This is a genomic window from Virgisporangium aurantiacum (genome assembly GCF_016863635.1).
Taxonomy (GTDB): domain Bacteria; phylum Actinomycetota; class Actinomycetes; order Mycobacteriales; family Micromonosporaceae; genus Virgisporangium; species Virgisporangium aurantiacum.
The window spans coordinates 15,270-34,393 of record NZ_BOPG01000089.1; the positions used below are offsets into that span (position 1 = coordinate 15,270).

The window sequence follows — 19,124 nt, forward strand, 5'->3', positions numbered from 1 at the left end:
TGAAATTGCAGCCCGGGAATGTACCATCTTTCTAGTACAAGAAGACATTCGATCGGAGGGCGGCATGTTCGCGTTCCGGTTGGACTCCCGCTCCGGTGTTCCCACCTACCTGCAACTCGTCAAACAGGTGCGGCGGGCGCTGCTGGTCGGCTATCTGCGGCCCGGCGACCGGTTGCCGACCGTGCGGGAGGTCGCCGCCGCACTCGTCGTCAACCCGAACACCGTCGTGAAGGCCTATCGCGATCTCGAACACGCCGGGCTCGTCACCGCGCGGGCCGGTCAGGGAACCTTCATCACCGGAACACTCAAGCCCATTCCGCCACCCAGCTACACACGCTTGTCCCGCTCCTTGCACACCTGGTTACGCGGGGCACGCAACGCAGGTCTGGATGCCGAGCAGATCGGCGCTCTGGTCGCTGCGGTCATCGACGACAGCGAGGCCGAGGGGGGAGCAGCATGACCGCCGTCCTGGAGACCGAAAAACTCGGCAAGCGATACGGCCGACGCACATGGGGGCTGCGCGAGTGCACCCTGACCCTTCCGCAGGGCCGGATCATCGCTCTGGTGGGGCCTAACGGGGCCGGCAAGACCACTTTGCTGCACCTCGCGATCGGACTGCTCCGACCCACTGAAGGCCAGGTTCGGATGTTCGGCGAACCTGTACGCATCGACCAGTCCTCCGGGCTGGCACAGATCGGCTTCGTCGCACAGGATCATCCGCTCTACCGGACGTTCACCGTCGAGAACCTGCTCCACATGGGTCGCTCGCTGAACCCGCGCTGGGACGAGGCATTCGCGGAGAGACGCCTCGAACAGCTCCGCATTCCGTTGGGCCATCGGGCGGGCAAGCTTTCGGGTGGCCAGCAGGCACAGGTCTCGCTCACGCTCGCGTTGGCGAAGCGGCCGCGGCTGCTGGTCCTGGACGAGCCGGTGTCCAGCCTCGACCCGATCGCCCGTCGTGACTTCATGAAGAGCCTTGTCGACGCCGTCGCCGACGGCGAGTTGACCGTCCTGCTGTCCTCGCACGTCGTGTCGGAGCTGGAACGGGTCTGTGACCACCTCGTCCTTCTGCAGGACGGTCACGTCCGCCTGGCCGGGAGCTTCGAGGCATTGCTGCAGAGCCACCGGATGCTGGTCGGCCCCCGTTCCGACACCTCGGCACCACCCGGCGAGGTGATCGCGGTCAGCCACGGGGAACGGCACAGCAACCTCCTCGTCCGGCTGCCCGACGACACCGAGCCACACCCGCAGTGGGAACAACATCCGATCAGCCTGGAAGAGCTGGTACTGGCCTATCTCGACCAGTCCGTCGAGGCGCCGGCACGCCAACTCGGACCTACGGAGGCGTGACCATGGTGTGGATGACCTGGCGGCAACACCGGATCGAGCTGATTGCCGCCGTCACCTTGTTCGTACTCGTCTCAGCCGGGCTACTCATCAGCGGCCTGTCGATGCACGCCGCGTACCGCACCGAAGGCATCGAAGGCTGCCTCGCCGACACGCAGCGCGGTGCCTGCGGGCAGATCATCACCAGCTTCCGGGACCGGTACGTCGGCTGGGGTGACACACTCACGCTGCTGAACCTGCTGCCGGCACTCGCCGGCGTGTTCATCGGCGCACCGCTGCTGTCGCGCGAACTCGAGCACGGAACGTGGAAACTGGTCTTCGTCCAGTCGGTCACCCGCATTCGCTGGCTGACCATCAAGATCGCGTTGGTCGGTGGCGCGGTCATCGTCATCGCCGCCGCGTTTGCGGCCATGCTCACGTGGTGGCGGCAGCCGCTCGACGCGGTTGGCGGTCGGATCGACCCGGCGGCATTCAACTTCGAGGGCCTGTCTCTCGCCGCCGCCGCCCTCTTCGGCTTCGCCGTCGGCACATTCATCGGCGTTGTCCTGCGACGCATGATCGCCGCGATGGCTGTCACCCTCCTCGTCTACTTCGCAATCCGTACTCCCGTCGAACAACTCCTCCGACCGCGCTACCAGGACCCGTTGGTGCGGACGTTCGACATCAACTCGCCGCCGGTCGCCAACCAGGACTGGATTCTCGGCCAGGGCTGGATGGACAGTACGGGCCACCGGCTCTCCACCGCCGAACAACTGGCTTACCTACGCGGGGTCCGCGAAGACCGCAACGACTTCGATCAGTACATGCTCGACCAGGGCTTCCGGCCGTTCGTCGAATACCATCCCAACGGCCGGTTCTGGACCTTCCAGTTCATCGAGGCAGGGCTGCTCGTCGCCCTGGCCGCCCTGTTCATCGCGGCAGCGGTTCTGCTGATTCGCCGTCGCACGACCTGACCGCCGTAAGGTCATGTCACGCTGCGGTCAGCCGGACCGGAAGCCGCTCCAGTCCGTTGACGACGACGGACCGCAGCCGTGTCGCGCGGCCGTCCGGTTCGATCCGTGCCACGTGAGCGGCCAGTACCTCGAACAAGATCCGCAACTCGACGCGGGCCAGGAGGGCGCCGATACAGAGGTGCTCGCCGGAGCCCAGCGAGAGATGGCGGTTCGGGCTGCGCCGCACGTCGAACCGGTCCGCCCCGGGAAACACGGCGTCGTCACGGTTCGCCGACGGATTCCAGAGTGTGACGCGGTCACCCGTCGCTATCCGCCGGCCGTCGAGCATGACCGGCACGGTCGCGGTGCGCATGATGTGGGTCGCCGGGGAGGTCCAGCGCAGCACCTCCTCGACGGCACCGCGCACCAGCCCCGGTTCGTCGCGCAGCAGCTGCCATTGGGCCGGGTGGTCCATCAGGGCGAGCATGCCGCCCGCGGCGGCCAACCGGACGTTCTCGGTTCCGCCCACGATGAGGTTGTCGCAGTTGAGAAGCACCTCGTCCAGGCTCAACCGGCGACCACCGACCATTGCGGTGACCAGCGCACTGACCAGGTCGTCGCCGGGGCGGCGGGTACGGTCGGCGACGAGGGCCTCGAAGTACTGAAGGATCTCGAAGTGGGCCGTGCTACGGTCCTCGGCCCTGCCGGCTCCGAAGGCGCGGCTGGTCATCGCGAACATCGCCTCGTGATCCGAATCCGGTACGCCCATGAGCGTGCATATGACCTGCAACGGCAGCCGGGCCGCGACGTCGAAGACGAAATCGCAGGATCCCCGCTCAACCGCGTCACGCACGATCCGCGCGGCCGCCGACCGCATGGGCGGCTCCATCGCGCGTACCGATGTCGTGGCGAACCACCTGTCGACAACGGCGCGGAGCTCGCCGTGCCGGGGCGGGTCGGTCAGCGCGAGGGTGCGCCCGCCACCCGGATCGCGACCATGCGACTCGGGGCGCAACAGAATGCCGGCCGCCGAGCTGAAACGCGCGTGGTCGCGATACACGGCGCGGACGTTGTCGTAGGTGGTGACGGCCCAGAACCCCGGTAGGTGCGTAGGCGGATGCCAGTGCACCGGATCGTGAACGCGTAACCAGCGCCAGACCGCGTGCGGATCGCCGTGCTCGTACAGGTCGGGATCGACGAGATTGATGCCGTCCATCTTCACCGCCCAGCCCCGGCGATCCGCATTCCGGTGCGCTTCAGGCCGCCTTGAGCGCTCGTTCGACCAGCGCGAGTCCCTGCTCCAACTCGTCGGTGCGACCGCCGAACCCCAGCCGCACATGCTCGCTCATGCCGAAGCAGCTACCGGGAACGAGCAGCACACCGTGCTCGTGCAGCAGCCGATCGCAGAACTCGTCCGTCGACGCCATGTCGACCAGGCGGGGAAATGCGATGACACCGGCGTCCGGACGTACCCAGGCCAGCCGGTCCTGGTGCACGCCGATCCACTCCTCCAGCAGGCCGAGGTTGCGACGGGCCTGCGCCAGCCTGGGCTGGAGAAGCGCATCCGCATTCTCCACGGCCCGCAGCGCCACCAACTCCACCAGCGGAGAAAGTGCCAGGGTCGTGTAGTCGCGCACGGTCACGCAGCCGGTGACGACATCCGGCGGCGCGACGCACCAGCCGACCCGCAGACCGGGCAGCCCGTATGCCTTCGACAGGGTTCCGGTCACGATGGCCCGCTCGTAGCCGGTCGGCGTCCGGGCCGGCGGAGGATCGGCGTAGGTCAGCTCGTGGAATGCCGCATCCCACAGCAGGTAGGCGCCGACATCGGCGGCCACGTCCGCGATCTCATCGGCCATTCCGTCGGCCAGGGAAGCGCCGGTGGGGTTGTGCGGAAAGTTCACGACCACCATGCGGGTCGCCGGCGAGATGAGGGACGCCAGTTCGTCGACGTCGGGCCGGAACCCACTCTCGAAGCGAAGCGGCCAGGGCACAAGCCGGCAACCGATGGCCGACGCGATCGAACACAGGGCGTGGTAGGCCGGTTCGACCACCACCACCTCGTCTCCGGGTCGCAGCAAAGTTGTCAGGACCGCGAAGAGAATCTCGGTGGACCCGTTCGCCACCATCACACGGGCCGGATCGCCGCCGTCCCAGCGTCGTGCGATCGCCACGCGCAGCCCGGGGTCACCGCAGGTGGGGCTGTCACGAAAGTCGAGAGCCTCGAAGTGATCCGCCCGAAGCCCGACCAACGAACGGACTTCCGTGAAGGTGTACGGCTCGACACCGCTGCTGCTGATGTCGATGTCCGCGGTGAAGTAGTAGTCGCGCAACCAGTCTTCCAACGGCGCACGAGGCAACTTCACGGCGGCCTCCTCGAGGCGATCCATCGATGGGCCAAGGGTAGCGTCCGGCCGGCGATTAATCAGCATTTCCTGTTGAGAAGGCAAAATCGGTCCGGCTGCGTCAATCGCGGGCCCGGCGCCGCCCGGTCCCGCGTCGCGGCCTCGCCTCCTCCAACCGACGAACGTCGTGGAGCTGCACGACCTGACCGAAGCGGGCACCCGGCTCGACGCCCAACTCGTCGCGCAGTCTCCTCCGATAGCCGTCGTAGTGCCGGCGCGCGTCGGCGATGTTCCCCTCGGCCAGGTAGGCCGCGACCAACGTGATGCGTGCGCTCTCACGGAATGGATCGGCACGAACGGCCGCGAGCCCGGTGTCGACCGCCGCCCCGTACCAGCGGGCGGCGACCAGCCGCTCGCAAAGCGCCTCCAGACAATGCAGGCGCAACTGCCGGTAGCGCTCGCGCTCCTCCTGCAACCACTCCTCGTCTGGCCAGTCGGGCAGCAGGTCGTCGTCCAGGTTCGTTGACAACGCCGTGCTGAGCTGTGCGTCGCCGCACGGCCGCGAGCGATCCAGGAGCAGTCTCGCGAGATCGTTGAGCCGCTGGGTGTCGACCGTGGAGTCCCGGTTCAGGTGCAGGTCGGCCGTGCTCGACCCGACCAGGTGGGGGTTGGTCCGTTGGAGCCGGTACAGCACCGACCGCAGATTCGCGGCCGCGCGGCGCGCCGTGGCATCGGGCCACAGTGTGTGCGCGGCGCGGCGGCGAGACACCGCACCTCCGGCCAGCGCCAGAAGGGCGACCAGACGTTGGACTCCTGCGCCAGGCGTGGCCTGGTACTCCCCCACCGTCAACTCGAAGCGACCGAGCAACCGGATATTGAACCGACAGCATTGACGCGGCGGATCAAGCGCCGCGGGCGGCACCGCGCCCAGTTCCGCGTTCCCCCACGCCACATGATCGTTCATCCGGGCCCCCGTCGAGATCGGGGCCTGGTCGAGCCCCAGTCGCCGCCCTCGCCTCGCACGCACCGCTCGTCGACAAATCCACGTGTCGCCGAACGTCTACCGATTGACCCATGTGGACACTCGGCCTGGTGCCCACTTCGCAAGATGATCAGAACGCACGCGCACGCCGATCATCACGCAACACGCCTCCCGACCGCTGCCGTGGTGATGCGGCCAGGTCGATCGATCAGGCTTTCCTGATGTTAGCGGCTGACATCACTCGCAGCTACCCCGGATCGATTCGGCAATAGATCCGGCAATCGAGCTGGTCCCCCGCCTGGCCTGGTCCCGAGGAGGCGCCGGCGCGACGCCGACGTCACGGTGGAGCGACGCCCCGGCGACGCGTCGTACGGCACGCTCTCGACGTACGACTGGGACCAGATTGGAGTGAGGCCATGCGGATCGCCTACGTTTTCGTCACGTCGGGCCACACCGCCAGCTACAAGTTGGGCAAGATGATCCTTCCCCAGCTTGAGGAAGGTAGGCACGGCGTCGAGGTCGTCGGGATGTTCTTCTTCGACGACAACAACTACGTCCTGCGTCGCGGCGACCCGATCGGCGAGCGCCTGGCCAAGGTCGCGCGCGAGAACAACATGCTCCTGATGATGTGCGACCAGTGCGCGCTCGAACGGGGCCTGGCGAAGGGCGAGGCGGGCAACTGCACGGTCGCCGACACGGTCGACGGTGTCACCGTCGGATGCTTCCCTGACCTCTACGGCGCGCTCGCCGGGAACCCGCCGGACCACGTCATCTCGCTCTAGCAGAACCACTGTCTCTCATGATCGCGGCGACCGGATCCCCCGGCCGGTCGCCGCTTGAGCGTGAGGCCAGCGTCCGGCCTCCCCACGCAAGACTCGGTCGGTCCCACAGCACCAGGGATCAGCTCTGCGTTATACGTGCGCCGCAGTGGCGCCCCGAGAGCAGCAGGAGAACGCAGACTGGCCCCACAGCACCCAGGAGAACGTCATCGGCACCCATTGCGTCAGCGGGTTGCGCTCCTCCGCCGCCGGCTCCCGCCCAGCGGCACCGCCCGGCGCGATCAGGCGGGGTGGCCCTGTAACGACATGCGGGTAGCCAGGAGCGAAGGGCTCTGCGCCGACACGACGTCGGCTAGCCGGCCCCGCCAGGTGCAGCGTCATTCGCGCGGCCCGCCGGTCGCCTGTGGTCGCGGCCGGGCCGGTACCGATCTCCTGACGTCACCGGGACTCCCCTATCGGGCTGGCAGTTCGTGGACCAGCGCGTCCGCGAACGCGCGGACCTGGCCGAGGTCGACCCATTCGTCGACGGCGTGCAGACCACCGCCTGAAGGACCGCAGATCAGCGTGGGACACACCTGCTGCCACAGCGGCGCCTCCATCCAGTACGGAGCGTCGAACGTCGGACCGGTGCCCAGTCGCGCACCGAGGGCCGCACCGAGCGTCGGGGCCGGGCCGGCCTCGTCCATCCGCCACCCGTCGCGGGCCGCGACGAGCTCGGCGTCGGCCCGCCAGCGTGGATCGAGCAGCGCCCGTACCTCGGCGAGCGCGTCCGTGCTGGCCTGCTCCGGGGTGGTGCGCATCTCCACCAGGCACTCGGCGTGGTCCGGTACGACGAACGCCGACGAGCCGCCACGCACGACCGTCACCATGAGGTCCCCGCCCCGGGTGCGCACCGCCGACGCCCGCTCATCGACGACGTGCAGCAGCCGCCCCAGGTGCGTCACCGCGTTGACACCGAGCTCGGCCTGCGAGCTGTGCGCAGCCCGCCCGGGGAAGGACACCCGAACCACGGCGAAGCCGCGCAGCGACCGGGCCAGGACCAGGTCGGTCGGCTCCGCGATCAGGCAGGCGTCGGGCCGCACACCGAGGCCGGGCAGGGCCGCGATCACGGCTTCGCTGCCCACGCTGGCGTCTTCCTCATCGGCGACCAGGGCCAGGACCGGCCGCACCGGCGCGCCCGCCGCGACGAGGTGCTCCGCGGCCACGACCAGCGCCGCGACGCCGCCCTTCATGTCCGCCGCGCCCCGGCCGTACAACCGGTCGTCCTCCACCCGCGGGGTGAACGGATCCGCCATACCCGCAACGCCGACCGTGTCGAGGTGGCCGTTGAGGACCACCGTCGGGACCTCGGCGGCCGACGGCGGGACCGCGACGAGGCTCGGCCGCCCCTCCCGGCCCGGGGCCGGCACCACGGTGACCGTGAAGCCCGACCGTGCCAGCCGCGCCGACAGCCGATCCACGATGCGCCGCTCACCGGCTGCGCCCGCCACGAGTCCCGGGTTCACACTGTCGATCGACACCAGTTCGGCCAACAGCTCTACCGCCCCCGCGCCGACCTCGCTCAGGTGGGCTCGCTTTTCACCGTTCATGAACAAACCTTGCGCGATGACCCACGAACGCACCAGCCCTCTGTGTCAAGATCGAGTGAGGCAGGATCTTGGCTAGAAATGTTGATCCTTGAGGGCGAGCTGGGAGCTACTCCGCTGTGAGTTCTACGAACCAGGTGCCCGATCCGGAAGTCCCGGCCAGAGCGCAGACCCGGCGTTATTCGGCCGCGTACAAGACGAAGATCCTCGAAGAGTACGAGGCGTTGGACAAGGCCGGGAAGGGTTCGCTGCTACGGCGCGAGGGCCTCTACACGTCGCTGATCGCAGCGTGGCGGTCCCAGCGTGACCAGGCGGTGAAGGAGGCGTTGGCCCGGCCGGCGGGGCGTCCGCCGGCGGATACGCGGGACAAGGAGCTGGCCCGGCTGCGTCAGCGGGTCCTGCATCTTGAGGGCGAGTTGGGCAAGGCCCGGAAAGTCATTGATATTCAGGGAAAACTCTCGGATCTGTTGGGCGAACTCGCGACCGACAGCCAGCCCAGCGGGAGCGAGCCCACACCGTGACCGACGACGCGATCACGGAGCTGACCCCGGTGCTGGGGTCGATCCGCAGAGCGTGCAAGGCGGCCGGTCGGCCACAGGCCAACCACTACCGACGTCACCGCCAGTCGCCGCAGCCGCAACGGCCGGTGCGCGAGCGCAGGCCACAGCCGCGAGCGCTCACCGAGGCCGAGCGGGCCACGGTCCGGTCGGTACTCAACGGTGCCACGTTCGTCGACATGGCCCCGGCCAGCGTCTACCACGAGCTCCTCGACGAGGGGGTGCACCTGTGCTCGCCCTCGACCATGTACCGCATCCTGCACGCCCACAACGAGGTGAAGGAACGCCGCCGTCAGGCCGTCCATCCGGCCCGGGTGAAGCCTGAACTTGTTGCCACCCAACCGAACCAGTGCTGGTCGTGGGACATCACGAAGCTGCACGGGCCAGCGAAGTGGACCTCGTACCACCTGTACGTGATCATCGACATCTACTCGCGGTACGTCGTGGGATGGCTGATCGCCGAGACCGAGTCGAAGGTGCTGGCCGAGAAGCTCCTCGCCGACACGATCGCCAAGCAGAACATCGACCGCGATCAGCTGACCATCCACGCCGACAACGGTTCGTCCATGGCGTCCAAGCCGGTCGCGTTCCTCCTGGCCGACCTCGGGGTCACCAAGTCGCACTCCCGACCGCATACGAGCAATGACAACCCCTTTAGCGAGGCGCAGTTCCGAACTCTCAAGTACCGGCCCGACTTTCCCGACACGTTCGGCTCCATCGCTGACGCACGAGCGTTCTGCCAACGATTCTTCGCCTGGTACAACGCCGAGCACTACCACTCCGGTATCGCCTGGCTGCATCCGATCGACGTCCACCACGGACGAGCCGAAACGGTCCGCGCAGCCCGCGCCGAGGTCCTCACCGCCGCCTACGCCCGCAACCCCGACCGGTTCGTCAACAAGCCACCCGAGCCCGTCGCGCTACCCACCGCCGTCTGGATCAACCAACCGCCCGAACAGAACAGGAACTGCCAGACGGCTCAGCCAATGAATCCCTGAACTTCCTGCCTCAAAAATCTTGACGCGCACCGCAGGGCCGCACAACAACAACAGCGCCGGAGATGACGCCGTGCGCGCAACGTCGTTGCAGGCCCGGACCCTCGACGGTGGCGAATCACGGAACAGGGCGCATGCACGATCGTCGCTCGGGCCTTGGCCAAGCGCAGACAAGCGGGGCCAGCCGGGCGCTGGAACGTTGCCTCAGCCCGACGATTCAGCCAAGATCCTTTGTTGACCACGAGGTATCCGGACGGGGCTGGAGAATCCGTGTACCGCGGTGACCCGCTCGGCCTGGCATTGTGGGCTGTCGATCAGAAGTCGTGGGCTATCCGCCCGGATGGTCCGGCCCCGATCAGGATGGCCGTCGGCCTCGTGAGCGTCCGCGTACGGACGGCAGGTGCGGATGCTTCCTCTGATGTGCAGCGGCCGTCGGCGCATCCGTCGCCCGCGTTGGGGGCGGCCGGTGACGTGAATCCGGCGGTGGGCGTGCAGCAGGTGTCGCCGCCCCATGCCTCGCAGCCTTCCTGGACCGCCGCTGCGGCGATGACAAAGCCGTGAGCGGATCGGCCCGCCGCCAGCCGAACAGTGAGTTGACGGCGAGTCCGACCAACAGCGCTCGGGACAGATAGGTGCACGGCATGGTCTGCTCGGAGTCGGCCATCGCCGGCTGCGAGCCGAGTGCCCGGCCAGTGCGCCGCTGCGCTGCGGACAGCACCGGCATGACGAGCAGCGATAGCGTCGCCAGAACCAGTCCGACTGTGGGGTGCTCAGCCCGCTCCACATCGGACCAGCGCGCGCATCGCGAATGCCGTGGTCGACCGGGTCGTGGACCGCCCGCAGACCGGCGAGATCGCCTGGCGCCGATCTCCTCCGGGCCGGGGTGCAGTACTACGCGCGCCACCCTCGGTCACTGTGATGACGATCAATGGGATGCAACGTGGTTGCAACAGCGGCGTAGACGATACCCCCGTTCGGACTCTGTTGCTCTGTCCCACGATGCGAAGGAGAAGAGCAATGAAAAGTCGATCAGTTCTGGGCATTGCCATCCTCGTGATTGCTGGCGGCGCGCTCGGCCCGTTGCCCGCCGCCGGGGCGGCGGAGCCTGCCGCAGCGGCCGAGGCATCCGCCGAGGCCCGGCAGGCCGTGCCCGCGCCCGACGCGGACAAGGGCGGCGCACAAACGCAGGTGACGCCCGGCGAGGAGTCCACACCGACCCCACTGTTGACCGCGACCGACTCGAAGACCTACCAGCAGCAGAAGAAGGCTGCTGCCACGGCGCCGAGCGGCGACCGGCCGGACGTGCCGCCGGTTCGTGGCGGGCCGACGACGCAGGTCGTGACGACTCTCTTCAATGGGCTGGACCGGCCCGGCTCGGCCAACAACGGCTCCGTCTTCAACCCGCCGGACACCATCGTCGGCAAGAGCCCGAACCGGATCGTGGAGGCCACGAACAGCGCGGTGCGGCTGTCCACCGCCACCGGGACCGCGCTACAGACGCTCGACCTGAACACCTTCACCGGCGCGGCCATCGCCGACGGGCGGCTGTTCGACCCCAAGGTCTACTACGACCGCAACGCGGCCAACCCGCGCGTCTTCGTCACCGCGCTGCAGGTGGCCGGGCGGGACAACACCAACGCCGCCGACGACGTCTCGCGCATCTGGATCGCCATCTCCCGGGCCGCCGACCCGGCCAGCCTCTCCGCCGGCTGGTGCTTCTACAACATCGAGGGACGCCGTAACGTAGGCACCGCGGACGCCAGCTGGTCGGACTACCCGGGCCTCGGCGCCGGCGCGGACAGCTTCTCGGTGACCACGAACCAGTTCCGGTTCACCAACCGGACGTTCACCTTCGCGATCATCCGGACGTTCAACAAGACCATCGCGGAGAACAACGCGGCCTCATGCCCGACGATCCCGTTCTTCACCTTCCAGCCCGCCGCGACCGCCGGTGACGGCACCCAGTTCACCATCCAACCGGCCCAGCACTACACCAGCCCATCGTCGTTCCTGAACACGACGAACCCGGCGTACTTCCTGAGCACCACGTCCGGGACCAGCAACCAGTACCACGTATGGCGGGTCCGCAACGTCGCCAGCGGCGCACCGACACTGGCCCATCTCATCCTCACCAGCACCGGATACGGTGTCCCACCCGACTCACCCCAGCCGGGCGGGACGGGAGTCCTCATCGACACCGGAGACAACCGGATACTGCAGACCGGCGCCATCGGCAACACCGTGATCGGAACCCTGACCACGGTCTGCAACTTCACCGGCGGAACAGCCAACGAATCCTGCACCCTGACCCCCCGCGTGGCGGTCGGCGCCACCGCCACCGGCGGCCTCACCGCCAGCATCGTGGTGAACGTCTTCACCGGCCTGGGCGACAACATCTTCGTCCACCACAACAGCATCGCCCCCAACTCGGCGCTGCAGGCCGCCGCAACGTGGGAATTCAGCGGGGCAGGAGCCTTCCTCAGCTCCGAGGCGATGATCGCCAGCACCGGCGGCGGCTGGACCAGGGTCCAGACCTACGCACCCGGCACATGCACACTGCCCGCCACCGCCCCGAGCACCACCACCGCCCGCAGCGGTGACTACTCCGGCGCCCAGACCGACCCCAACCTGAACACCCAGTGGATCGCCGGAGAACAAGCGGTAACCATCTCCGGTACCTGCCAATGGCGCACCCGCATCGCACAGCACGTCCCCTAACCGTCGACCGCAGAACCAGCAAAAGGCGGGCGCGCAGACCCCGAGCGCGCCCGCCAGCCCGCCGTCCAGGGACCGGGCCGTTACAACCGGCGTGCAGGTACAGGCTTCGGCCGATCCTCTCGGCGTGGAGAAGATCGGCCACGCCGGGTCGGTGCGCGGTTCGCGAAATGGGGCATGTATTTCAGGGGCGTGATGTGCTGATGGAGAAAGAAAAAGTGCGCCGGGCAGATTTTGCGAAATGTGACATCAAGTGCGTGTCCACAGTTCCCCTGAATTGCTGGGGCACGCTGCCCGAGCGAACGAGGGGTGAGGCGACACGGGAGGCCTGATCTGGAGCAAAGGCACGGCCCTATGGGGCCGATCTCGATATCGCCCTTTGCCTGCTCACGCCCTTGACAGCCAATCGTGATCGACGAGTCTCGATGAATGTTCGGATCGAACCATACATCCGGCGAAACGACCAGGCAAAGTTCTGGATACGACAGGGCCGACCGATTGGACATCGATAGCCATCAGAATGCTTTCGGCGATAGAAGTCGCCGCCGTTCCGAGGAGGCAACATGATGGCGAAACCCGCGCGACCCCTACCCGCCGCGGCGGCCCTGGCGGTGCTGGCGGGCATCCTGGTGGCGGTCGGTGGCGCACCGGCGGCCGCGGCACCCGAGCCCGCGGGTGCCTCGGTATCTGCGGCGACCGGCGCAGTACGCCCAGAGGGACCCCTGAGCCCGTCGACGTCCCGCGCGGCCGACCGGGCCGCCCTCGCCGACCGGCTCGACCAGGTCCGCGAAAAGGTGGCGGCAGCGCAGCCCGCCGCGCCCGGTGGGCCGGCCGCTCCCGACGCCAAGGTCGGCGTGGAACCGACGAACCTGCCCGGCGCGATCGGGACCCAGGCCCTGCTCATCCGCCGCAACGAGGCCAACGATCGAGCGACCGCGGTGAGTAGCACCCTGGCTGAGCCAGCCGCGGCCAACGAGGGCAACACCGTCTTCTACACCGGCAACACCTACGCCTCGTCGTCGTTGGACAACGGCGTCAACTGGGCCGACGTGGCCCTGCCCGCCGGGCCGGCCGACGCCCCCAACGCCTGCTGCGACCAGGACGTCGTGCGGGCCCACCCACGGGACCGCTTTTTCAGCATCCTGCTGTACACCAATGCCGCCCTCACCAACGGCGTCATCCGCATCTTCGTACGCGACGCGGTCAACGCCGCGCCGTTGTGCACCTATCTCATCGACCCCGGTGGCGCGGCCGACAACGTCCTGCCCGACTACCCGCACCTTGCGTTGACCTCCGGGTTTTTGTACCTGAGCAGCAGCAACCTGACCAACGGCAGCACCTGGACCGCGGCACAGATCCGCCGGTTCGACCTGGCCCAGATGTCGGCCTGCATGACCGCCACGACGAACACGTTCACCCACACCGGCACCGTGGGCCAGCGCATCCTCACACCGGTCGAGGGCGCGGCGAACCTGACCACCATGTACTTCGCCGCCATCGAGAGCACCTCCTCGATGCGGGCGTTCACCTGGCCGGAGTCCTCGACCACCATCACCAACGTGGTACGCACCATCCAGACCTCCACCTTCAACAACCCCGACTGCCGCGGTGGCACCGGCGACTTCGACTTCATCGAGCGCACCACATCGTTCTCCGCCGCCGGGTTCCGGATGCGTGGCGCGGTGCACGGCGCCAACGTCACCTGGTTCTGGAACGCCTCCGCCGGTGGCGGTGTCACTCAAGGACACGTGCGGGCCGCCTCGTTCCGCCGCTCGGACATGGTGCTGCTCTCCGAACCGCACATCTTCAACGCCGACCACTGCTTCGGCTACCCGACGGTCAGCGGCAACGTGTTCGGTGACCTCGGCATCACCATTGCCGCCGGCGGACGGGCCGGAGGCGGGGGCAGCGCCGCGCAGGGCTTCGTCGGCGTCGACGACACCCCGGCCGACGCCATCCACTTCGGCACCGTCATCCTGACCGCCTCGGGCACCCACAACCGTGCAGACGGCCGCTACGGCGACTACTTCACCGTGCGCACCAACGCCCGCTGCACCAACGCGTGGGTGGCCACCAACTACGCAATGCTCAACGGCAACACCACGTCGGCACACGTCAACGCCCGCTACGTCGAGTTCGGCAGCACACTCGACAGCGCCTGCTTCTAGATCTCAAAGCCGGACGGTGCAGTCCCCGGTCCCAACGCCGGGAACTGCACCGTCACGTCACCACAAACGTCGCCGAGACCGCCAACTGCGGCTCCTCACCCGACGGCTCGGCGGCCGGCCGGTAGCCGACCACCCCCCGATACGTGCCCGGCGTCACCGGCTGCGGCCGGAAGTTCTCACTTCCCAGATCAATCCGGGCGACGTGCACCGCCCCGGGTTCCAGGTGCACGACCGCCGGTGCCCGCTCGGCTCCGCAGGCCCGCAACCCCACCCAGCCCTGCCCAATCCGGCGCTCCAACAATGCCACGGTGCAATCGCTCTTCTGATCGTCGGTGAACACCGGGACCGGGCCGCCGTTGCGCACGCTCACCACGATCACCGCCCGACCCGCCGGATAATGCCCGGCGTCCACCGACACCGAAACCGATCCGCCCGACGACGGATCCGGGCCTGCCGGCGACGCCATGCCGGTCACCGACCCCACCGGTTCCGGTACAGACCCGCCCGCCGAACAACCGGCCAGCACTGTGAACAGCACCGCCACGGCCAGCCCGGACCGACCTCCGCCATTGCCCACACCCCGATCCGACGCGGCACGCACCCCCACGGTTCCCGCCCTCACAGCGACGGACCACGGTCGACCGCACCATCCCGCCGGGGCCGGTCACGCGTCCGCAGAACGATGCGCCGGTTACAAGGCCCTGGTTGACCAGCGGCACGTCTCGGCCGGGTCGAACGTCGATGAGTCTGCTCTGGGCTCCTTTGACGATCGCGTCGCAAACCGGCTTCATGATCACTGGGGTGTCATGGGCAGGCCCGCGAGACCTTGACCCCTCGGCGGTCCCGCTCGCCGGTCTTCCGGTCAACTCCTTGATCATCCGCTACCTTCAACCGGACGTGACATGGGACGAGCAGCCAGGCGGCGAGCACCGGCCGGCAAGGAGGTGGCACCCGCTGAGTTGCCCGAGGACGGATGGCGAGGCCGGCATATGATCTTGCAATCCAATCTGAGTCAGCCCAGCTCAGCGGTATGCAGCTGCCCCATCTGCGTTCGCGGCGGTCAGGTTCATGCGTTCCTGGCTGGCGCCAAACAGCAGCGGGACGACGCCGGAGCCCGCCGCTCCTGGCTGTCTTTCAAGATTCTTTTCGCCGTTGTCGGATCGTGGCACCCGCCGGTCGTCTACCCAATGAAGACGCGGACCGCGACGTTCCATACAACACCAACCGCGAAAGAGGAAAGATGACAGCCAAGCCCAACCCGATTCCGCAGCGCTACCGCCGGGTAACGCCCTGCCTCGTCGTCCAGGGCGCCGTGAAGGCACTGGACTTCTACGCCACAGTGTTCGGCGCCACCGAGCGGATGCGGATGCCCGGCCCAGGCGGCACCATCGCCCACGCCGAGATCGAGATCGGCGACTCGGTTCTGATAGTCGAAGACGAGAACCCATACACAGGCACCACCGCTCCACCTGCCGGTGGACTGGCCGGCAGCCCGGTGTTCCAGTTCATCTACGTCGAGGACGTCGACTCCACCGTGGCCAAGGCCGTCGAGCTCGGCGCGACCCTGAAGCGGGCTCCGGAGGACCAGTTCTACGGCGACCGCGACGGCTACATCATCGACCCGTTCGGCCACGGGTGGACGGTCGCCTCGCACGTGGAGGATGTGAGCGAAGAGGAGATGGGCAAGCGGATGGCCGCGATGTTCGGAGGCGCCGAATGAAGTACGTGTTGCTGTTCGTCGAGACCGAGCAGTTCGCCGCCGATCTCGCGGCGATGGACGGACCCGAGCGTGAGCGCGCCTACGGCCGGGTGCAGCAGTGGTTCATGGACAACCACGACAAGATCACCCACCACGCCCACCTCATGCCGGCCGAGTCCGCCACCACCGTGCGGCTGGAGGGTGGCGAGCCGCTGGTCACCGACGGCCCGTTCGTCGAGGGCAAGGAGGTCGTCAGCGGCTACGCGGAGATCGATGTCGCCGACCTCGACGAGGCGCTGCGCATCGCCCGGTCGTGGCCCGCCTGTCCGCTGGTGGAGATCCGGCCGATCGCGTCTTGAGCCGCATATCTTGACGGAGATCCCACACGCTGAGCTTGCCCGCGTGGTCCGCGACCACGCGGGCCGGCTCGCCGCGGCCCTGGTGCCGTTGATCGGCGACTTCGCCGCTGCCGAGGATCTCGTCCAGGACGCCGTCGAGGCGGCACTGACGACCTGGCCGGTGGACGGTATCCCGCAGCGGCCCGACGCATGGCTGTTCACCGTGGCCCGCCGCCGGGGGCTCGACGTCCTGCGGCGGGAGATCCGCCACCGAGACAAGCTCGCACTCGTGCCGTGGCCCGCCGAACCGGAACCCGACGACCGGCTGCGCCTGATCTTCACCTGCTGCCACCCGGCGCTGCCCCGCAGCGCCCAGGTCGCCCTGACCCTGCGCGTCGTGTGCGGGCTGACCACTGCCCAGATCGCCAAGGCGTTCCTCGTCCCGGAGAGCACCGTTGGACAACGCATCACCCGGGCCAAACGCAAGATCAGCGACGCCGGAATCCCGTACCGGATCCCGGCCGCAGATGAGCTCGCCGGTCGGCTGGCCGAGGTCCTGGCGGTGATCTACCTGCTGTTCAACGAGGGCTACCTGAGTAGCGGGGGTGCTCAGGCCCAGTCCCGGGACCTCACCGACGACGCCGAGTTCCTCGCCGCGATGCTGCACCAGCTCATGCCCACTGAACCGGAGGTGGCCGGGCTGCTCGCTCTCATCCGGCTCCATCGGGCGCGGGTCGCCGCGCGGTTCGACCTCAACGGCGACATCATCCAGTTGCCGCACCAGGACCGGTCCCGCTGGAACCACGATGCGATCGCCGACGCCGGCCACCTGATCGCCCGCGCCGCCGCACACAAGCGACCAGGCCCGTACCAGCTCCAGGCGGCCATCGTCGCCTGCCACGCCGAGGCGAAGCGATGGGAGGACACCGACTGGGCACAGATCGTCGTGCTCTACGACATCCTGCTCTACGTCGCACCGTCACCGGTGACCCGGCTGCACCGCGCGGTCGCCTTCAGATACGTCGCCGGGCCGGCTGCCGCACTCGCCGAAGCAGACGCCCTGGCCGACCAACTCGACGACTACCACCTCCTCCACGCCACCCGCGCCGAACTCCTACGCGACCTCGGCCGCACCGACGAGGCACGCGAGGCCGACATCCGCACCCTCGCCCGCACCGCCAACCCCGCAGAACAATCCCTTCTCCAGCAACGACTCACCTGGAGATGACAGCAGAAAGGCCAACATGGCACCGATCATCACCAGCATTGACGTCGACCGACCCGCCAAGGACGTGTACGCCTACGCCATCGACCCCACCCATTTCCACGAATGGCAGAAGGGCGTCATCGACGGCCACATGGACGGCTCCGGCCCACCCACCGTCGGAACCCGATGCATGACGACCCGACGCATCGGCGGCGCCAACCGCTCCAGCACGTCCGAGGTCACCCACATCGACCCGCCAGCCACCTGGGGCGTCCGCGGCATCGACGGACCGATCCGAGCCGTCGTCGACCTCCGCGTCGAACCAATCACCGACGACCGGTCCCGCCTCACGATCTCGGTCGACTTCACCGGCCACGGCATCGGCAAGGTCCTCGTCCCGCTGTTCGTCCGTCGGGAAGCGACAAAGGAGATGCCCGCCAACCTGGCGGCACTCAAACAGCGCCTCGAACGCTGAATCCTTCCCTCATTGCGAAGACGCTCGCGGTCAGTGGACGGTGACCGTCGGGCCGCTCAGCCCGCGGAGGTCCTCGGGCAGCTCCACACCCATCTCGTCGGCGAGCCGCAGCGCCTCCTCGACGAGCGTCTCGACGATGACCGACTCCGGAACCGCACGCTGTCGCGGCGCAACGGCACCGCTTGGTCGAAGCGGCCGCAGGAGCATTGTGACCTTCCCCCGGTCGCCGGTCCTCCGCCTGGGTTTCCGAGCCGCGCGGGGTGTCCGTGCGGAGTCACGGGCCACGCTCCGATCTGCATCAGCAGCGCCCTGGCAACAGTCCCGCCTCTGTTCGGAAATCGTTGTCCGACCTGCGCGCAGCAGACCGAGCAGAGCATCTGCCGCAACCCCATCTGCCAGCAGCCACCGCACAAGCGGGGTTTCGGCACCGTGTCCGCCGTCTCGGTGCACCCCTCACCGGCAGCTGATTGGAATCTTTCTGTCTGTACCGATTTAACCGATCTGCGCGGTCACCAAGGCCGGCTGCACGGAGGTGCGGGTTCCCCAACGTTAGTCCAGATCAGATGCGCCGCACCCGTTGCATCATACTGGGCGCCGGCTGAGACCATCCGTATCGATCTTGTAGCCATGCTCAGACTGGAAGATGCCGTTGACGAGGTGGTCCGTTTGGCGAAGTACCTCTTGTAGCACCGACTTCGGTGCTCGGCGAGGTGAGGTAATTCCAGCAGTCGTCGTTGGTCGAATGGCGGCCACTGTGTTCCAGCATTAGCGTCAAGCCGACCGGCAGACCGGCCGCTACAGGCCTGGAAGGCCACGCTCCGGCCCGGGCGGGTGGGGGATGGTTCTTTCGGCCGTACCAGGTAGACCCAGCCTGTTCAGCTGAGCGAAGCGTTCCGTCCCGGACTGGGTAAGCGAGAAGTAGTCGCCGTCATCCCATGTCTGATGATTAATCAGCCCACTCCGCACCAGTTGGCCGAAAATCGTCTGGTTGTCCTTGTC

16 protein-coding genes and 2 pseudogenes are annotated in these 19,124 nt (G+C 67.9%); 11 read left to right on the forward strand and 7 right to left on the reverse strand.

The window, feature by feature from the left end:
• The first annotated feature begins 64 nt into the window (after positions 1-64).
• The 3 genes from Vau01_RS53120 to Vau01_RS53130 are packed head-to-tail and all read left to right on the forward strand — an operon-like array spanning position 65 to position 2,300.
• The gene (locus tag Vau01_RS53120) at positions 65-460 is read left to right on the forward strand and encodes a GntR family transcriptional regulator (protein WP_204009208.1); all 396 of its coding nucleotides are present in this window, start codon (positions 65-67) and stop codon (positions 458-460) included.
• Entirely contained in the window at positions 457-1,350 is an 894-nt protein-coding gene (locus tag Vau01_RS53125; protein ID WP_204009209.1) for an ABC transporter ATP-binding protein, read from the forward strand. Before Vau01_RS53120 ends, Vau01_RS53125 begins: the two co-directional genes overlap by 4 nt.
• On the forward strand, positions 1,251-2,300 hold the full coding sequence (locus Vau01_RS53130; protein ID WP_204009210.1) for an ABC-2 membrane transporter-related protein: 1,050 nt from the start codon (positions 1,251-1,253) through the stop codon (positions 2,298-2,300). Before Vau01_RS53125 ends, Vau01_RS53130 begins: the two co-directional genes overlap by 100 nt.
• 16 nt (positions 2,301-2,316) lie before the next feature.
• Here Vau01_RS53130 and Vau01_RS53135 read toward each other — a convergent pair whose 3' ends face one another.
• From Vau01_RS53135 to Vau01_RS53145, 3 genes are read right to left on the reverse strand one after another with little or no spacing between them, the layout of a single operon-like run.
• Complete coding sequence (locus Vau01_RS53135; protein ID WP_204009211.1) at positions 2,317-3,495, reverse strand: cytochrome P450; 1,179 nt, start codon at positions 3,493-3,495, stop codon at positions 2,317-2,319.
• Positions 3,496-3,535: 40 nt separating this feature from the next.
• Positions 3,536-4,729, reverse strand: a complete 1,194-nt coding sequence (gene vioD, locus Vau01_RS53140; protein WP_204009212.1) for a capreomycidine synthase — start codon at positions 4,727-4,729, stop codon at positions 3,536-3,538.
• A gap of 16 nt (positions 4,730-4,745) precedes the next feature.
• Positions 4,746-5,588: an AfsR/SARP family transcriptional regulator gene (locus Vau01_RS53145; RefSeq protein WP_204009213.1), complete on the reverse strand. Its 843-nt coding sequence runs from the start codon at positions 5,586-5,588 to the stop codon at positions 4,746-4,748.
• 434 nt (positions 5,589-6,022) lie between these two features.
• On the opposite strand from Vau01_RS53145, the gene Vau01_RS53150 reads away from it, so the two are divergent.
• Positions 6,023-6,388, forward strand: a complete 366-nt coding sequence (locus Vau01_RS53150) for a SaoD/DsrE family protein (protein WP_204009214.1) — start codon at positions 6,023-6,025, stop codon at positions 6,386-6,388.
• Positions 6,389-6,837: 449 nt separating this feature from the next.
• Here Vau01_RS53150 and Vau01_RS53155 read toward each other — a convergent pair whose 3' ends face one another.
• Positions 6,838-7,974: a M20 family metallopeptidase gene (locus tag Vau01_RS53155; RefSeq protein ID WP_204009215.1), complete on the reverse strand. Its 1,137-nt coding sequence runs from the start codon at positions 7,972-7,974 to the stop codon at positions 6,838-6,840.
• Positions 7,975-8,090: 116 nt separating this feature from the next.
• On the opposite strand from Vau01_RS53155, the gene Vau01_RS53165 reads away from it, so the two are divergent.
• Positions 8,091-9,526, forward strand: a protein-coding gene (locus Vau01_RS53165) for an IS3 family transposase (RefSeq protein ID WP_373320457.1) whose coding sequence is annotated in 2 segments (ribosomal slippage) — positions 8,091-8,430 and positions 8,430-9,526 — 1,437 coding nt in all. Because the reading frame shifts where the segments join, the coding sequence is not laid out codon by codon here.
• Positions 9,527-9,837: 311 nt separating this feature from the next.
• On the opposite strand, the pseudogene Vau01_RS65110 reads toward Vau01_RS53165, so the two are convergent.
• Positions 9,838-10,298 (reverse strand): annotated as a pseudogene (locus tag Vau01_RS65110) (hypothetical protein); the annotation flags it as partial.
• A gap of 242 nt (positions 10,299-10,540) precedes the next feature.
• Here Vau01_RS65110 and Vau01_RS53170 point away from each other — a divergent pair.
• Both Vau01_RS53170 and Vau01_RS53175 read left to right on the forward strand, forming a co-directional pair.
• Positions 10,541-12,241, forward strand: a complete 1,701-nt coding sequence (locus Vau01_RS53170) for a hypothetical protein (RefSeq protein ID WP_204009221.1) — start codon at positions 10,541-10,543, stop codon at positions 12,239-12,241.
• A 560-nt stretch (positions 12,242-12,801) separates the two neighbouring features.
• Entirely contained in the window at positions 12,802-14,406 is a 1,605-nt protein-coding gene (locus Vau01_RS53175; protein ID WP_204009223.1) for a hypothetical protein, read from the forward strand.
• 52 nt (positions 14,407-14,458) lie between these two features.
• Here the strand turns inward: Vau01_RS53175 and Vau01_RS53180 are convergent, their stop codons facing one another.
• Positions 14,459-14,872, reverse strand: coding sequence for a hypothetical protein (locus Vau01_RS53180; RefSeq protein WP_204009224.1), 414 nt, complete (start codon positions 14,870-14,872; stop codon positions 14,459-14,461).
• Positions 14,873-15,646: 774 nt separating this feature from the next.
• Here Vau01_RS53180 and Vau01_RS53185 point away from each other — a divergent pair.
• From Vau01_RS53185 to Vau01_RS53200, 4 genes are read left to right on the forward strand one after another with little or no spacing between them, the layout of a single operon-like run.
• Positions 15,647-16,126 carry a VOC family protein gene (locus Vau01_RS53185; RefSeq protein ID WP_204009225.1) on the forward strand — a complete coding sequence of 160 codons (480 nt, stop codon included), beginning with the start codon at positions 15,647-15,649 and terminating at the stop codon, positions 16,124-16,126.
• Positions 16,123-16,464 (forward strand): YciI family protein, encoded by a 342-nt coding sequence (locus Vau01_RS53190; protein WP_204009226.1) that lies wholly within the window; start codon positions 16,123-16,125, stop codon positions 16,462-16,464. Before Vau01_RS53185 ends, Vau01_RS53190 begins: the two co-directional genes overlap by 4 nt.
• Before the next feature lie 43 nt (positions 16,465-16,507).
• Entirely contained in the window at positions 16,508-17,671 is a 1,164-nt protein-coding gene (locus tag Vau01_RS53195) for an RNA polymerase sigma factor (protein ID WP_239152714.1), read from the forward strand.
• Between the two features lie 16 nt (positions 17,672-17,687).
• Complete coding sequence (locus Vau01_RS53200; RefSeq protein WP_204009228.1) at positions 17,688-18,125, forward strand: SRPBCC family protein; 438 nt, start codon at positions 17,688-17,690, stop codon at positions 18,123-18,125.
• Positions 18,126-18,155: 30 nt separating this feature from the next.
• On the opposite strand, the pseudogene Vau01_RS53205 reads toward Vau01_RS53200, so the two are convergent.
• Positions 18,156-18,284: pseudogene (locus tag Vau01_RS53205) on the reverse strand (flavodoxin-dependent (E)-4-hydroxy-3-methylbut-2-enyl-diphosphate synthase); the annotation flags it as partial.
• Positions 18,285-19,124 lie beyond the last annotated feature (840 nt).

Bases quoted from the DNA above. Each gene is read 5' to 3' on its own strand.
- Vau01_RS53190 (WP_204009226.1), top strand. From the start codon at position 16,123: ATGAAGTACGTGTTGCTGTTCGTCGAGACCGAGCAGTTCGCCGCCGAT.
- Vau01_RS53175 (WP_204009223.1), top strand. From the start codon at position 12,802: ATGATGGCGAAACCCGCGCGACCCCTACCCGCCGCGGCGGCCCTGGCG.
- Vau01_RS53150 (WP_204009214.1), top strand. From the start codon at position 6,023: ATGCGGATCGCCTACGTTTTCGTCACGTCGGGCCACACCGCCAGCTAC.
- Vau01_RS53200 (WP_204009228.1), top strand. From the start codon at position 17,688: ATGGCACCGATCATCACCAGCATTGACGTCGACCGACCCGCCAAGGAC.
- Vau01_RS53125 (WP_204009209.1), top strand. From the start codon at position 457: ATGACCGCCGTCCTGGAGACCGAAAAACTCGGCAAGCGATACGGCCGA.
- Vau01_RS53185 (WP_204009225.1), top strand. From the start codon at position 15,647: ATGACAGCCAAGCCCAACCCGATTCCGCAGCGCTACCGCCGGGTAACG.
- Vau01_RS53135 (WP_204009211.1), bottom strand. From the start codon at position 3,495: ATGGACGGCATCAATCTCGTCGATCCCGACCTGTACGAGCACGGCGAT.
- Vau01_RS53170 (WP_204009221.1), top strand. From the start codon at position 10,541: ATGAAAAGTCGATCAGTTCTGGGCATTGCCATCCTCGTGATTGCTGGC.
- Vau01_RS53145 (WP_204009213.1), bottom strand. From the start codon at position 5,588: ATGAACGATCATGTGGCGTGGGGGAACGCGGAACTGGGCGCGGTGCCG.
- Vau01_RS53180 (WP_204009224.1), bottom strand. From the start codon at position 14,872: ATGGCGTCGCCGGCAGGCCCGGATCCGTCGTCGGGCGGATCGGTTTCG.
- Vau01_RS53155 (WP_204009215.1), bottom strand. From the start codon at position 7,974: ATGAACGGTGAAAAGCGAGCCCACCTGAGCGAGGTCGGCGCGGGGGCG.
- Vau01_RS53120 (WP_204009208.1), top strand. From the start codon at position 65: ATGTTCGCGTTCCGGTTGGACTCCCGCTCCGGTGTTCCCACCTACCTG.